The organism is Nostoc sp. DedQUE09 (assembly GCF_034530915.1).
Lineage (GTDB): Bacteria > Cyanobacteriota > Cyanobacteriia > Cyanobacteriales > Nostocaceae > Nostoc.
This window is the reverse complement of sequence record NZ_JAVRCE010000080.1, coordinates 5,932-21,345: the sequence shown is the minus strand read 5'-3', so window position 1 is coordinate 21,345 and position 15,414 is coordinate 5,932. Positions and strand designations below refer to the sequence as shown.

The 15,414-nt window shown below is 43.6% G+C and carries 13 protein-coding genes; 4 read left to right on the top strand and 9 right to left on the bottom strand.

Annotated features, from left to right (window positions below; genetic code table 11):
* Positions 1-164 precede the first annotated feature (164 nt).
* Positions 165-716 carry a ribosomal protein S18-alanine N-acetyltransferase gene (gene rimI, locus RMY27_RS31490; protein WP_322668754.1) on the bottom strand — a complete coding sequence of 184 codons (552 nt, stop codon included), beginning with the start codon at positions 714-716 and terminating at the stop codon, positions 165-167.
* A 92-nt stretch (positions 717-808) separates the two neighbouring features.
* Between rimI and lysA the strand changes: the two genes are divergently transcribed.
* From lysA to RMY27_RS31475, 3 genes are all read left to right on the top strand, one after another.
* Positions 809-2,218 (top strand): diaminopimelate decarboxylase, encoded by a 1,410-nt coding sequence (lysA, locus tag RMY27_RS31485; RefSeq protein WP_322668753.1) that lies wholly within the window; start codon positions 809-811, stop codon positions 2,216-2,218.
* A 101-nt stretch (positions 2,219-2,319) separates the two neighbouring features.
* Complete coding sequence (cdaA, locus tag RMY27_RS31480; protein ID WP_292782377.1) at positions 2,320-3,243, top strand: diadenylate cyclase CdaA; 924 nt, start codon at positions 2,320-2,322, stop codon at positions 3,241-3,243.
* A complete protein-coding gene (locus RMY27_RS31475) occupies positions 3,240-3,989 on the top strand; it encodes an isoprenyl transferase (protein WP_322668752.1) in 750 nt (249 codons plus the stop codon). Before cdaA ends, RMY27_RS31475 begins: the two co-directional genes overlap by 4 nt.
* Positions 3,990-4,231: 242 nt before the next feature.
* On the opposite strand, the gene RMY27_RS31470 is transcribed toward RMY27_RS31475, so the two are convergent.
* Positions 4,232-5,131 (bottom strand): leucine-rich repeat domain-containing protein, encoded by a 900-nt coding sequence (locus tag RMY27_RS31470; protein ID WP_322668751.1) that lies wholly within the window; start codon positions 5,129-5,131, stop codon positions 4,232-4,234.
* 90 nt (positions 5,132-5,221) lie between these two features.
* Positions 5,222-6,238: a potassium channel protein gene (locus RMY27_RS31465; RefSeq protein ID WP_322668750.1), complete on the bottom strand. Its 1,017-nt coding sequence runs from the start codon at positions 6,236-6,238 to the stop codon at positions 5,222-5,224.
* 369 nt (positions 6,239-6,607) lie between these two features.
* Between RMY27_RS31465 and RMY27_RS31460 the strand changes: the two genes are divergently transcribed.
* Positions 6,608-7,891, top strand: a complete 1,284-nt coding sequence (locus tag RMY27_RS31460; protein ID WP_322668749.1) for an aspartate aminotransferase family protein — start codon at positions 6,608-6,610, stop codon at positions 7,889-7,891.
* Positions 7,892-7,965: 74 nt separating this feature from the next.
* On the opposite strand, the gene RMY27_RS31455 is transcribed toward RMY27_RS31460, so the two are convergent.
* The 6 genes from RMY27_RS31455 to pgmB form a co-directional block, all read right to left on the bottom strand.
* On the bottom strand, positions 7,966-8,571 hold the full coding sequence (locus tag RMY27_RS31455; RefSeq protein WP_322668748.1) for a DUF4129 domain-containing protein: 606 nt from the start codon (positions 8,569-8,571) through the stop codon (positions 7,966-7,968).
* Between the two features lie 148 nt (positions 8,572-8,719).
* Positions 8,720-9,208 (bottom strand): DUF2243 domain-containing protein, encoded by a 489-nt coding sequence (locus RMY27_RS31450; protein ID WP_322668747.1) that lies wholly within the window; start codon positions 9,206-9,208, stop codon positions 8,720-8,722.
* Positions 9,209-9,305: 97 nt separating this feature from the next.
* A complete protein-coding gene (locus tag RMY27_RS31445; RefSeq protein ID WP_322668746.1) occupies positions 9,306-9,698 on the bottom strand; it encodes a pentapeptide repeat-containing protein in 393 nt (130 codons plus the stop codon).
* A 79-nt stretch (positions 9,699-9,777) separates the two neighbouring features.
* Positions 9,778-10,215, bottom strand: coding sequence for an Rrf2 family transcriptional regulator (locus tag RMY27_RS31440; RefSeq protein WP_322668745.1), 438 nt, complete (start codon positions 10,213-10,215; stop codon positions 9,778-9,780).
* Between the two features lie 183 nt (positions 10,216-10,398).
* Positions 10,399-11,748: an ATP-binding protein gene (locus RMY27_RS31435; protein ID WP_322668744.1), complete on the bottom strand. Its 1,350-nt coding sequence runs from the start codon at positions 11,746-11,748 to the stop codon at positions 10,399-10,401.
* A 429-nt stretch (positions 11,749-12,177) separates the two neighbouring features.
* Complete coding sequence (pgmB, locus tag RMY27_RS31430; RefSeq protein WP_322668764.1) at positions 12,178-15,204, bottom strand: beta-phosphoglucomutase; 3,027 nt, start codon at positions 15,202-15,204, stop codon at positions 12,178-12,180.
* Positions 15,205-15,414: the final 210 nt, after the last annotated feature.

Below are 15,414 nucleotides of genomic sequence, written 5' to 3'. Positions count from 1 at the left end.
CGCAAGCCCCAATAATTCAAAATGACTCATACCCAACTAAATAGGTAGATTCAAATAAACCTAACTATATAACAAAATGTAAAACGTTCAAAACCCGTGTGATTGTTTCACTTTGCTTTGCTCCTTTGGCAATGACATAGTTATAAATTTCCTCGCCTACCTACTTACTTAAAAAGCAAGTGCCAAGAGGATTTTTCGAGGCGATCGCTGACAATGGAATACCATTGGTCTAAAGTTGCTTTAAATTTGCGGTGTTGTAAATCTGGAAGCCAAAGGATTAAAGCATCCTCATCGTTATCTTGGTAGTAGCGCCGCCGCCGCCCAGCTGTTTTGAAGCCAAATTTTTGATATAAAGATATTGCCGCCAGGTTAGAAGCTCGGACTTCGAGGGTAGCTCGTTCCATTTTGCGATCGCAAGCTGTCTTAATAAGTGAATATAATAAAGCCGCACCCATTCCTTGACGGTGATATTGAGGATGAACCGCCAAAATTGTAATGTGCGCTTCATCTAAAATTGACCAAAAGCAACCCATTCCTAGCAAACTTGTGCTGGAGGACGGGGAAAATAAACCGAGTAAATCGCTGTTGGGACTATCCAATTCTCGTTTGTAGCCGTCTAGAGTCCAAAGTCCACCAAAACAAGCTTGATCGAGTTCCAGAATAGCACTGAGATTTTCTAATGTCAGTAATTTAATTTCTAAGTCTAATGAGATCACATTTATTGAATAACGTTACAAACCCTTTGTACACTGGGAATCGGGAGACAAACTCAAAGCCCGTAATTTGAACAAGGAAAATTTTTATAGTTATGGTATCGACTCACCCCACTGGGGTTCAACATTCTGGAAGTCAATATTTACCTCAAAGGCACGACACCAAGGCAAATCCATCGCCTAATCAGGAACTTTTACCCTTAACTGCCAGAGTCCATAATCATGACTCCCTGGAAATTGGTGGGTGTGATGTCACAACCCTAGTTAAGCAGTTTGGTTCACCTTTATATATTTTAGATGAAGAAACCCTGCGTTCTGGTTGTCAGCAATACCGAGATACTTTCAAGCAATACTACAAGGGCGAATCTCAAGTATTGTACGCCTCAAAAGCTTGGAATTGTTTAGCAGTTTGTGCGATCGCGGCATCAGAGGGTTTAGGAATTGATGTTGCATCAGGCGGTGAACTTTACACCGCGCTGCAAGCAGGTGTCAATCCTGAGAAAATCTATCTTCATAACAACAATAAATCTCGTGAAGAACTGATTTTTGCCACTGAAGTCGGTTGTACTATTGTCGTGGATAACTGGCACGAGTTACGCACTTTGGTAGAAATTGTCGAGAGTGCAAATTCCCCCTCTGTACATCCTCGATTCCTGTTACGTCTGACCCCAGGTATTGAATGTCACACACATGAATATATCCGCACGGGGCAACTAGATAGTAAATTTGGCTTTGATCCAAATGAGTTAGAGGAATTATTTACTTTTGTCAGCAAACAGTCTTTTCTTAACTGCGTAGGATTACATGCTCATATCGGTTCCCAAATTTTTGAACGCCAACCACATCGAGATTTAGCCGCTCTGATGGTGCAGTGGTTACGAGAAGCGGCAAAGTATGGTTTAAAACTGACAGAATTAAATGTCGGTGGCGGTTTAGGGATTAAGTATATAGAATCAGACGATCCCCCTAGTATTGAAGAGTGGGTGAAACCGATTTGTGAAGTGATCCAAGAAGCTTGTGCAGCCGAAAATTTACCTTTGCCAAAATTATTGTGTGAACCAGGGCGATCGCTAATTGCCACAGCTTGCGTCACTGCTTATACTATTGGTTCATCCAAATTTATCCCAGAAATTCGTACCTACGTAGCGATCGATGGGGGAATGTCCGATAATCCCCGCCCGATTACTTACCAATCAGTTTATCGGGCAGTAGTTGCCAATAAAATGTCTTCACCTTTAACCCAAACAGTCACAATTGCTGGTAAACATTGTGAATCGGGAGATATTCTGATTCATAATGCACTACTTCCAAAGACTGAACCAGGAGATATTCTCGTAGTTATGGGAACTGGTGCGTACAATTACAGTATGGCATCTAACTACAACCGCTTGCCGCGATCGGCAGCAGTTGTTGTGGCGAATGGCGAAGCAAATTTAATTTTGCAACGTGAAACTTATCAAGACTTAATCCGACAAGATCGCCTACCAGAAAGGCTGAAGAAATAGTCATTTGTCCTTGGTCATTAGTCATTAGCCAGGAACTAATGACCAATGACTAATGACTAATGACTAAATGTAATTAGAGGCAAAAGTTTAATCCAGATGTCATGAGAGATTGGTGGAAGCAATGGCTGACAAACCTGGGGTGGTCACAGTCCTTGCTACTTGGGACTCTGGATATTGTGTTAGTGCTGGCGCTGACGTACATGATACTAGTTATTATTAGTGAGCGCCGGACACTATGGATGGTGCGGGGATTCATTATCTTAATGCTAGCCTCGGCACTAAGTGGCAGATTCGGACTACCTCTGCTAAGTTTTGTACTAGAAAAGTTGGTGATTGGTTGTGCTGTGGCGATGGCAGTTGCTCTACAGTCAGAGTTTCGGCGGTTTTTGGAGCAATTGGGGCGTGGCGAATTCCGCCAGCTGTTTCAACCCGACCGTCTGGCAATCCCCAAATCTGATAGTGTAATTGATGAAATTGTTGAGGCTGTTAAAGAATTGTCAAAAAACCGCATTGGAGCTTTACTAATTGTGGAAACTACAGGGCCAATTGATGAGCGAGATTTTTCTGTACCAGGAGTAAAGCTAAATGCGGAAGTTTCTAAAGAACTAATCCAGACAATTTTTCAGCCGAAAACTCTGTTACACGATGGAGCGACATTGATTCGTGGCTCACGGATCGTGTCATCAGGTATAATTTTACCACTTTCGGGACGCACAGCCTCGCGCCAGCTGGGAACACGCCACCGGGCAGCAATGGGAATTACTGAGCGGGTCGAAAATTGCATTTGTGTCGTTGTCTCTGAAGAAACGGGTTCTATTTCCTTAGCGGAACGGGGAACCCTAAATAGACCGCTGACGATTCGGAAACTGAAAGAGTCATTAGAAGCTCTTTTGTCCCCAACCGTGGATCGGGAAGCTGTTGCTCCTGGTCTGTTGAGTTTTGTTCGTCGGATAGGTGGGAAGACACTAGCACTGGTTTCACGTTTACTCAGATTACCATCGACCGCTTCTCGAGATAAAAAATGACACTACAACAAACTAAACTACAAGATTTACCTACCGATTTAAAACGAGAATTATTGCCGCAGCACGTTGCGGTGATTATGGATGGTAATGGTCGATGGGCTAAACGTCAGGGTCTACCCCGAATTATGGGTCATAAACGAGGAGTAGATGCTCTTAAAGATTTACTTCGCTGTTGTCAGGATTGGGGAATTCAAGCGCTCACAGCTTATGCTTTTTCAACAGAGAACTGGAAAAGACCGCAGGAAGAAGTAGATTTTTTGATGACTCTGTTTCAAAGAGTTTTGCGCCAAGAACTGCGGGAAATGGTTGAAGAAAATGTTCAAATTAAGTTTGTAGGGAATTTGCAAGACCTGCCGCGATCGCTCCAACAAGAAATTTCCCGTTCAATGGAAGAAACTAAGAATAATCGTGGTATCCGGTTTTCGGTAGCAACTAATTATGGCGGACGGCAGGAAATTTTACAAGCTTGTCAGGCGATCGCAAAACAAGTCCAGCAAGGTCTGCTACAACCCGATGAAATTAATGAACAGGTATTTGAAAGCCACTTGTACACAGCCGGCATTACTGACCCAGATTTGTTAATTCGTACTAGTGGAGAAATGCGCCTCTCAAATTTTCTTCTCTGGCAAATGGCTTATGGAGAAATTTATATTACCGATGCTCTCTGGCCCGATTTTGACCGTGCCGAATTTCATCGTGCCTTGTGTGCATACCAGAAAAGGGAGCGGCGATTTGGGAAAGTCTAAATCTATTTACGCTATTATGACTATACAAACAATACCTAATTAGTATAAAAAAAGTAATTAAATAATAGTCTGTGTAGTGTAAAATCCCAAAGTAAAAGTAAATATTGTGGCGATGCTTGATGTAAGTTTCATTGTGATTTGTTACCTTAATTGAGTAGAATATTTGCTAGTTCATAGATGGAATCAATGACTAAAGCTATAGCACCTATGCATGGATAAACAAAGTGAGTTAGTAGTCTCATTTAAAGCTCATAAAACTGACAAATAGATTCTGGTTTTACAGGACATTTTTTGTGTAATATAGAATTATTGCCAATATTAATAAACTTCATTTTTTTCAGTACAGACAAAGGCTTGATATCGCTGATTTTATTTGAGCCGAGGTCGAGAAAAGTTAAATTACTCAGAGTGGACAAGGACTTGATATCACTAATTTGATTTAAATTGAGGGAGAGAATAGTCAAATTAGTCAGATTGGACAAAAACTTGATCTCACTGATTTTATTTGAGCCGAGGTCGAGAAAAGTCAAATTAGTCAGAGTGGACAAGGGTTTGATATCATTCATTTGATTTTTGAGGAGGGAGAGAATAGTCAAATTAGTCAGATTGGACAAAAACTTGATCTCACTGATTTTATTTGAGCCGAGGTCAAGAACAATTAAATTAGTCAGAGTAGACAAAGGCTTGATATCACTGATTTGATTTGAGTGGAGCAAAAGATCGGTCAAATTAGTCAGAGTAGACAAAGGCTTAATATTACTTATTTGATTTGATCTCAGGGAAAGAGAAGTCAAATTAGTCAGATTGGACAAAGGCTTGATATCGCTGATTTGATTTGAGTTAAGGTCAAGAAAAGTCAAATTAGTCAGAGCGGATAAAGGTTTGATATCGCTGATTTCATTTGAGTAAAGGGAGAGATAAGTCAGCTTGGTAAGTCTTTGGTTAGCCTGCTTGCAATTTTGAGTTTGGGCTTTCTCTAAAAGAACCTTAACAGTATGTTTTGTCTGTGGAGGTAAAGTTGATTTCTGCTGACACCAATCTGTAAGGCTTTTGGGAGTTGCCAGAGGAGCAGCAATAGTCTGTGTGCTGTAAAATCCCAGAGTAAAAGTAAATATTGTGGCGATCGCTAAAGTAAGTTTCATTGCATGAGATTATACTTTCAAAGTATGCAATTACACTATACAAGCATACCCTAAAGCTTGGTATAAAAAAGTAGTTGAGGAAAAATAAAATCAGCTATTTTTCGGTCGTCGCAATTTCTGAGAACCAATTGGGCCAAGAATTTGGTTAAGGCTACGCAACTGTTCTGCTGTACCCATACCAATTAGCCGATCTCCCGGCATTAAAATCGTATCGCCAGTGGGGCCACCGATTAAAGTCCCATCAACGCGGCGAATTGCCAGAACCAATGCTCCAGATTGCGATCGCAATCTCGCCTTTTGCAAACTTTGACCCACAAAAGGACAGAAAGCTGGGTCGAGTAAAAATTCTTCCATATACAACTGGCGGTCTGCACCAGTCAAAATCCCATCTACAAAATCCAATACTTGGGGCCTGAGAGCCGCAGCAGCCATCCGCTTTCCACCAGTAATATAGGGGGATATCACTTCATCTGCACCACCGCGTCGTAACTTCTGCAAAGCTTCTTCTGTACTTGCCCGTGCGATCACCCGAATTCCTGAATTCAGCGTTTTTGCTGACAAGACGATGTATAAATTTTCAGCATCAGAGGGAAGGGCTGCAACGATACACATCGCTCGTTCAATACCAACTTTTAGGAGTGTGTCATCTAATGTAGCGTCACCTTGGTATGCTGTGTAACCTTCAGTCTGTGCCCTTTGTATTGATTCTGTCTCCGAATCAATTACTACAAAAGCTACACCTTCTGTCCGAAATTCCTTGGCAATTTGCCGACCAGTCCGACTAAATCCACAGATGATGTAATGTTCTGATAGGGATTCCATTAACCGCCTCTGTTGTTGTAGCCGAATTCCTTCTTGAAAGTACCCTTGAATAATCGCTTCTGTAAATCTATTGACAATGTAACCGATATTGACTACACCTAACAAAATCAGGGCAATTGTAAACAATCGTCCTCGACTACCGAGTGGTTGTGTCTCTCCGTATCCCACAGTCGCCAAAGTGATAACTGTCATGTAAGCTGCATCTTCCCATGACCAGCCCTCCACTAACCAGTACCACAAAGTGCCAATCAAGAAAACACCACCAAGAGCGATCGCCCCAGCCATCAACTCTTTTTGGATACGTTGATATTTTTGCTCAAGTGTTGAGAATGAGGTAAAAATAGTACTTTGAACCTAATTTTTCTAGTTTTCTAGTAACTTTTTAATATTCGTCCTTTTTAGTATATTTAATCTAAGTAAGTGGGTAAGAATAAATCAAACGAAGTTACGCCATGTAAAATTAATTTGTCTCTTAGTACAGCTTTGCGTGGAAAAATCAAGGTTTAATTTTTTTCACCACCGCCAGGCCTTTGAGGCCATATAAGCGTTAGTTTAAGAAGAAGTACGAGTTGTGCTAAATAAAAAGTATTTTTTAGGGATTTCTAGGAAACTAGTAAATAACTATATAATGAAAAACTTTCAGGAGGAGCGGTAGTGAGCCTACAAACTCTCGTTGACCAAGCCACCATCCCCCCAGATTCAGGGTCTGTAGCATCTAGTCCCTTTGATACAGATAGCTTTAATGAAGCTGTCATGTCTACCTACGCCCGGTTTCCCTTAGCCCTAGAACGGGGTGCTGGATGCCGGGTTTGGGATACGCAGGGGCGGGAATATCTGGACTTTGTAGCGGGAATTGCTACTTGTACTTTAGGACATGCCCACCCAGCGATGGTAGAAGCGGTAACACGCCAAATCCAAAAGCTGCACCATGTCTCTAATTTGTATTACATTCCTGAGCAAGGTGAATTGGCAAAATGGCTTGTCGATCATTCCTGTGCCGATCGCGTATTTTTCTGCAACTCTGGAGCTGAAGCTAACGAAGCCGCAATTAAACTGGCACGGAAATACGCTCACACAGTATTAGACATTGAAAAACCGATTATTTTAACCGCCAATGCCAGTTTCCACGGACGGACTTTGGCAACGATTACAGCCACGGCTCAACCGAAGTATCAAAAATACTTCGATCCCTTGGTTCCTGGGTTCCACTACGTAAATTACAACGATATTAACGCTGTGGAAGTAGCGATTAGCGAGTTGGATGAAGGCGATTATCGGGTAGCAGCAATTCTGATCGAGCCATTGCAGGGAGAAGGCGGTGTACGTCCAGGAGATGTTGCCTATTTCAAAAAGCTCCGGCAAATTTGCGATGAAACTGGCATTTTATTGATTTTCGACGAAGTGCAAGTAGGTATGGGGCGCAGTGGCAAATTATGGGCTTACGAACACCTCGGTGTTGAACCGGATATTTTCACCAGTGCTAAAGGCTTAGGTGGTGGTGTCCCCATCGGTGCAATGATGAGCAAGAAATTCTGCGACGTTTTTCAACCAGGAGAACACGCCAGTACCTTTGGTGGTAATCCTTTTGTGTGTGGTGTAGCACTCAGTGTTTGCCAGACATTGGAACGGGAAAATATTTTGCAGAATGTGCAAGACAGGGGTGAACAGTTGCGAACTGGATTGAGGGCGATCGCAGCTAAATATCCTCAGCACATTGGCGAAGTTCGGGGTTGGGGTTTAATCAACGGTTTGGAGTTACGAGCCGACATCGAGATAACCGCAGCCGATGTCGTCAATGCTGCCATCAAGGAAGGTGTATTGCTAGTACCAGCCGGGCCAAAAGTAGTCCGGTTTGTGCCACCATTAATTGTTACAGAGGCGGAAGTCAACACTGCCTTGCAAGCTGTAGACAAGGCGATGTCTAACGACAAGCCGTAGAACGTCTACGCTATTCTTACCAAATAGAATATTGTTTGTTTTGTGTAGAGACGTTGCAATGCAACGTCTCTTTTTCATTCTGGGGAAATTTCTCGATAAGCTTGCCGACACTGCTCATAATTGTCTGGCAAAATCTCAGCATTACCAAAACATAATTGCTCGTGAGTAGTAATTAAAGTTTCATAAGGCTGTATGGGAGTCACAGACGATCGCAGCAATTGCAAATATTCTCCATCAGTACGGCTGAGTTTGTGGGGTGCGATCGCATTTTTATCCAACTGCTGCAACATCGCTAAATAAACACAACGGCAGGCCTGACGGTAGTTACCTTGACGATAAAATTCTTGCGATCGCTCCAACAAAAGCGCGATAGATGAATCATTAGAGCGAGTTTTGACGCGAAAATCAGTGAGATTGCCACTTCTATTTAGCCAAGAATATATATAGGGACTGAATTCTCGCCATAATCGCCAACCCACCCACGCTACAAATAATCCCAGTACCAACCAAAACAGGAATTTCAACAATTCGCCAAGCCAAGGGCTAATTGACCATCCAGTAGGCAATTCTGGTAAAGCCCGTTCAAAGCGGTAAAACTGGTATTCCCACCATTCACCCGCTTGTTGTTGGAATTGAGACAAATGCCAACTCCAGCTAGTTTTTTCAAAAGTATCTGTCATAGAGGAGAGTGGGGAGTGGAAAAGCAGGGGGCAGGGGTGCAAGGGAGCAGGGGAGCAGGGGAGAAGTTGCAGTAAGTTTTATCCCTCTGCTTCTCTGATCCTTTGCACCTCTGGCTGTTTTCAATGCCCCATGACCAATGACCAATGACTAATGACTAATGACTGTTGACTCTTTTTTTATCATTAGCCAGCCGATGACAACAAGTAGGGCACCCAATGCAAGAAATCCTAAATCCCAAGCTAACTCATTTGGGCCTGGTTTGACATGATGAACACCGAGAATTTGGTGGTCAATTAAACCTTCAATAAAGTCGAACAACCCAGTCCCAATTAGTATCGATCCAATAAAGATTTGTGATGACCAAGGAACATCATCACGTCTTCCAGCACGCCATAGTAGCACAAGTCCTGCCACGGTGAATACCCAATCCAAGGTATGAAACAATCCATCCCACACCATGTTCAAATCTATATTCGCCCTATTTGTCAGAGGCCTAATGTTACTAAGCATGTGATGCCACTGGAGGATTTGATGCAGTAAAATTCCATCAATAAACCCTCCAAGACCCACACCAAGAAAAATTCCAGCAGTAATTAGTGGTGCGCGTCGGTTGAGGGTTTCACTTTTCGCCTCCATTGTCAACCTCATAGATAGGCTTTTTTACCAAAATACAACTCTTTTGAGAGAAATATCTTCTATCTTGAGGTCAGTACGATTGTTTAACTTACATTAATCAATCTTCAAATTTAATCTGCATACCCGCTTTTACTGGGTCGAAATCTTGGGGAAAATGGGTGCTGCGATCGCAGTCTGCTTTTTCCAGGTTCGCTCCTTTAAGAGCGGCTTGGCGGAGATTCGCTGACATCAATAATGCTCCCCTAAGATCGGCATCCTTCAGATTAGCTTGACTCAAATCGGCAAAGCTCAAATCAGTTCCCCTCAAATTAGCGTTACTCAGGTTAGCTTCACTCAAGTCAGCATAACTTAGGTCAGATCCTTTCAAGTTAATGCCTTGCAAATCAGCATTACCCAGTTCTGCTTTACTAAAGTTCCGTTTTCCTGCTGCATAACTCTCCACGAGAGTAGCGGCACTATTTATCGGCTGTTGAAAATTGACTTCAGGCATATAACAGCGTCACAGATTGCTCGTTCTTACTTTCATCTTCCCCTTTTAATTACGAATTACGAATTAGTAATTATACTTCCTAAATGTAATACATTAGTTCCTTCTGCTGTCGGATCGATCTTCGTTCACAAAGGTCTTGGAGTGTATATTTTGCCAAAACAGAGTTAGCAGCCTGACGTGCTTCTTGCCAAACTTCCTGAATTAGCTCACCTTCTACCGTGTTGGGAGGAGGATCAGAAGGAGAGACAACAATATCTGACCCTTCCATGCAGCTAAAAGCATCCAACACTGTAATTTTTCCGGGATCTCGTGCCAGAACATAGCCACCTTTGGCTCCGCGTATACTCTTAATTAAACCTCCACGTCTTAATGTCGCTAGGAGTTGTTCTAAATAGCGGTTCGGGATGTCTTGCAAAGCCGCTATCTCTCGAATTTGTAGGGCTTCACCGTTAGGGTAGCAGGTTGCTAACTCTAACAGGGCTAGAAGTGCGTATTCTGATTTGTTAGAGATTACCACAGGCGTAATATTTTAAGCTCATATTTAAAGATACAAAGTCTTTGAGTTTGTTTCCCTAAGCTACTGCGAAGAAAAACTTTACAATCAACCTATTGTTGACCGGCTTACTCCACTTTAAAGACCTTCTAGCATACAAGCAATTACTTTTGTTTTTAAATTCGATAAATAAAAGTGATTGATTAGTTATACATGGAAATTTATTGAAAATGGCAGAATAACTGTAAAGGTAGTTCCCCCATCGATCGCACTTTCAACTGTAATTTCGCCGCCGTGTAAATCTACAGCCTGCTTGACAATGGACATCCCTAATCCCATTCCTGGGATATTGGCTGTATTACTAGCGCGATGGAAGGGTTCAAAGATGTGTTCAATGTCAGAAGCAGGAATGCCAATACCAGAATCTTGAGTCTGAAATATAGCTTGCTCGTTGCTAGTGGTTACAGAAAACCTAACTGTACTTCCAATAGGAGAGTATTTTAGACAATTTGAGAATAAATTACTCAAGATTTGGCGCAGTAGTTTCGCGTCTAAGTTAGCTTCTGTACATTGGCACTCACTGCTAAAAGCGATCGCGTGTTGTGAGCGATCGCTCTGTTGTAATTCTTCTAATAAATCGCGGCAAAACTCCACCAAATTTATGGGTGTTGGATTAAACTCTAACTTGCCTGTTTCATCCTGACTCACCATCAATACATCATTCAACAACTGGGTTATATGCATCACTGATGTTTGAATACGACGCAGGTGGGTTTGTTGTCGCTGTTCGCTCCAGAGGTGGCGATAATGTTCTAGTAGTTCCGCAGAAGAGTGGATGGTAGCCAAAGGAGTGCGAAACTCATGAGAGGTGATGGTGAGCAAGCGGGATTTAAGTTCGCTAAACTCCCTTTCTTTCGCAAGTGCTTGTCGCATCGCCTCTTCTGCCCATTGCAACTTGGCTTGGGTTCGCTTGCTTTCGCTAATGTCGCGCAATAGCCAGCGCAGACTAACTAACTCACTAGATTGATTACGGATAGCAGCAACCTTAACCGCAGCCATAATAGGTGTTTTGTCACGCGGCCGCAGGGTTACTTCCCACTCTTGCATTTTCCAGTCTGGGAATTGGGCGCGATCGCGCAGATGATTTAGTTTCAAATGAAAAGCAATTATTTCTTTCTCAAGTACAAAAATCCCTATGGATGTGCCCAACAACGAACTTTTAGAAATGTTAAGCAGAGTGGTGGCGGCTGAGTTAGCTTCCTGAATTATCCCTTTTGTATCAGTCACAAAATAAGCGTCTGGTACTTCCTCAAATAGTTCTTGGTAGCGTTGACCTTGTGCTACCAAAGCCTGTTGAGTTTTGGATAATTCTTCATTCTGCTGCTTTAAATCTTCATTTACTAGTTGCAGTTCTTCCAACGCGAGGTAAACTTCTTTGAATACTGCGTTGACGAGTTCAATATCTGCTTGTGCTTTTTGCTGTTCGCTCTGGCGTTGCAAGAGGGCGACGCGCTTACGCATATTCTCTATCTGCAAAGCTAAATCGTCCAAATTCACGCTCTTGCTCCTAATTTCTAAAGTGGGGTTTTGTTTTAGATTCCCTATTTAGACGATCTTAGCTTTTGGAGTTTAGCAGTTATCAGTAATTTCAGTGTAGTTTTAACGTGAGTTCGACGAGTGCTATTTTGATCTCTCCCCCAGCCCATTTCCTACGAAAAGAGGGGAGCAAAAACCCTATTTTATCGTTACTCCTTTCTCTCCTTACGGAGACGCAACGCGTTCGCCTTTTAGGAGAGGGAGGCTGGGAGGGAGAGGTCTGTTGAACTCACGTAGTTTTAGTAATTTTAATTCTCTGGGGTAATTAGGACTGAATACAGCAGAATTCAGAAGTAAAATGCTCTTTGTACCTAGCTTTAAGACGAATCGTTGTGTATTTAACCTTCTTTCAAATCTGCTGGAAGTAATTAAGCGGTTTTCATTTGTTTACTATTTTTGTCTGGAAATGTTACTCAATTGCTCTCGTAGGTCTGCCCATTTAATACCTTCTAGGCTAGGCAAAACAATATGAGCGGCTCCAACTCGTTCAACAGGGCCGAGTCCTACTGCCCACATCCCAGCGGCTAGAGCGGCTTCAACACCTGCTGCGGCATCTTCTACAACCACAGATTGCGCTGGTTCGATTCCTAGCTGCTTGGCTGCGTACAGAAATAGGTCGGGTGCTGGCTTAGGTTCTTGTACACTGTAACCGTCTGCGATCGCATCTACTTTGTCCACAATGCCCAATCGCTCTAGTACGGGGCGGGCATTTTTACTTGCTGAACCAATACCGATCTTAATACCAGCTTGCCGTAGTTCATCCAGCAAGGCGATCGCACCTGGCAATAAATCCTGGGGTGTCATGTTTTGGATCAATTCGACGTAATAGCGATTCTTACGCTCCATCATCTCCTCAATTTGTGCTTCCGAATACGCTCTATCGCCAATAATCAGCATCAGGGAAGCACGACGAGATACACCCCGCAAGGCTTCGTTCGCTTCCCGATTAAACGGTATACCCTCTTCATCTGCTAGTATCTGCCAAGCTAGATAGTGAAGTTCTGCTGTATCTGTTAACACACCATCTAAATCAAAGATAAATCCTTGGATGTTGGGCATGGGCGAGGGTTCATGGGAAACAAGAGGCAGCGGAGGGGAAAAACTTACTGCAACTTCTCCCCCGCTCCCCTGCTCCTCGGTCACTGAGCGTAGCCGAAGTGCTGCCCCCCCGCTCCCTTGCCCCTCGGTCACTGAGCGTAGCCGAAGTGCAGCCTCCAATTCCCCATGCAAATCGAAGTCATGCCATGTCCCGCGCCAGTGCAGTTTAAACTTCAGGCGCGTCCAGCCAGGGGGAAGATGCGGATTGGCTACAGGGCCATTTTCAGTTAGCTGGATACCACCGAATCCAAAAATTACAGCTTGCCAAATACCGCCTGCACTAGCGCCGTGAATTCCATCGTTGGTGTTACCTCGGTTATCTTCAAGATCCACCATTAACGCCCGCATAAACTGTTCGTAAGCTTCGGTTGATTTGCCCAAGTCTGAAGCTAAGATGGCCTGAACTGCTGGGCCAAGGGACGAACCATAAGTAATATCAGTGCGGGGTGCGTAGTAGTCCCAGTTTGTCTGCAACGCTTTTTCGTTATAGGGAAAATCTGCTGATTCCCGCATTAGATATAGGAGCATTAATATATCTGGTTGCTTGATTACTTGATATTTGTTGATTTGATTGACACCTAAGATGGCTTGCATAGAGCGATCGCGTGGTTCGTAATCTGCTAAATTGATATCTTCCGATTGGAAAAATCCCTCGAACTGCTCGATTAGTTCTGTTGATGGGTCATAGAGAAACAAGATTTTAGCGATGATATCTTGCCAGTGCAATCGTTCCTCTGGGGTGAGCTTTAGTTTCTGTTCTAGTTCGCTGGTTCGTTCGGGGAATTTGTCAGCCAACCAATCATAAATTGCGATCGCTTTCTCTAAATGCCATTGCGCCATCCGGTTTGTAAAGGCGTTGTTGTGGACGAATTCATGGTATTCATCTGCTCCAATTACTCCCCGAATTTCATACCGTTCGCGCTCAGGATTGAATTCGACTCGACTACCCCAAAAGATCGCCGCATCTAAGATAATCTCTGCGCCACACTTTTGCATCCAGTTATCATCACCAGTCGCTTGCCAGTAGTTCCAGACTGCGTAGGGGATATCTGCATTGATATGAATTTCGCGATCGCGACACCAAATCCGCACATCTTCACCATAAAAATCACTGCCAATAGCCCAACGTGGTGTGACTTCATCTCCGGTATCAGCACTTTCCCAGGCAAACATTGCCCCTTTATAGCTATAATGGACTGCCTTGCGTCTAGCTCCGGGTAAAGTGTGCCAACGGTAACTGAGTAAATTGCGGGCGATCGCTGGTTGGGTAAACAGAAACAAAGGCTGCATAAAAATTTCTGTATCCCAAAAGATATGACCGCGATAGCCAAACCCAGAAAGGGTTTTAGCAGGAATGCTCACCTTGTCATCATCCCGTGGTGCCGCAATCAGCAGTTGAAACAGATTGTAGCGAACAGCAAAAGTAGCTGTACTATCGCCTTCGATGAGGATGTCACTTTGCTGCCAAACCTCATCCCACGCTTGTTCGTTGGCTTTTAGTAACGTTTCATAGTCTGGCAGGTGCGCGAGTTTTTCTTGAGCAGCTGGCACTGGTGTGTCAATCTCCCGCGAGGTAAAAACTGTGACAAGTTTTTCTACAGTTACAGTCTGTTGCGCCTTAGCCAAGAAGGTCGTGCTTAAGGTCGGATAACCAGGTGCTGTATTGACTTGCAAAGATGCTTCGGTGCCTAATATTGTCACCTTAGCTGCCATACCGAGTTCAATTCGGGAACTGCGGGTACGGCGTTGCAACCAGATTCCTTGGTCGATTTTGCCCTGATCTAGTCCTTCCCAGTGATTAAAACCCTGATTTTCTGGATAGCCATTGATACTAGCTTGAACTTCGATTACCCCCTCAAAATCTACTGGGGTGATATGGCAGCGTAACGCCAACACATGCGGATCTGCAAGACTAGCAAAGCGTTCAAAGCTGATGTCTATCGTATCGCCACTGGGAGAGCGCCAACGCACCGCCCGGATCAGTAATCCTTGGCTTAAATCAAGTTGGCGATCGTAGCGTAGTATCTCACCTTGATCGAGACGGAAGCGATCGCCGTTTACAATCACTATCAAAGGTAGCCAATCAGGGCAATTTACCAGTTCAGTGTAAACTACAGGCACATCATCGTAGACACCGTGGATAAAAGTAGCTGGCGATGCATGAGGATAACCTTCCTCAAAACTGCCTCTTGTTCCCAGGTATCCATTACCGATCGTAAAGACGGTTTCTTTGGAGTGCAATTGCTCAGGGCCAAACTGGGTTTCGATTAATATCCAGTCTGTGTAAATAAAATGGCGAGAACGACCTTTTGTTTGCATAAGTTGAGAGTGGGGATTTTGAGTCTTTGAGCTAGATGAACGGAGTTCAGAGGTGGATGAACGGAGTTCCGAGGTGGATTCATCCAGTTCAGAGGTGAATTCATCCAGTTCAGAGGTGGATGAACGGAGTTCTGAGGTGGATGAATCCAGTTCAGAGGTGGATGAACGGAGTTCTGAGGTGGATGAATCCAGTTCAGAGGTGGATGAACG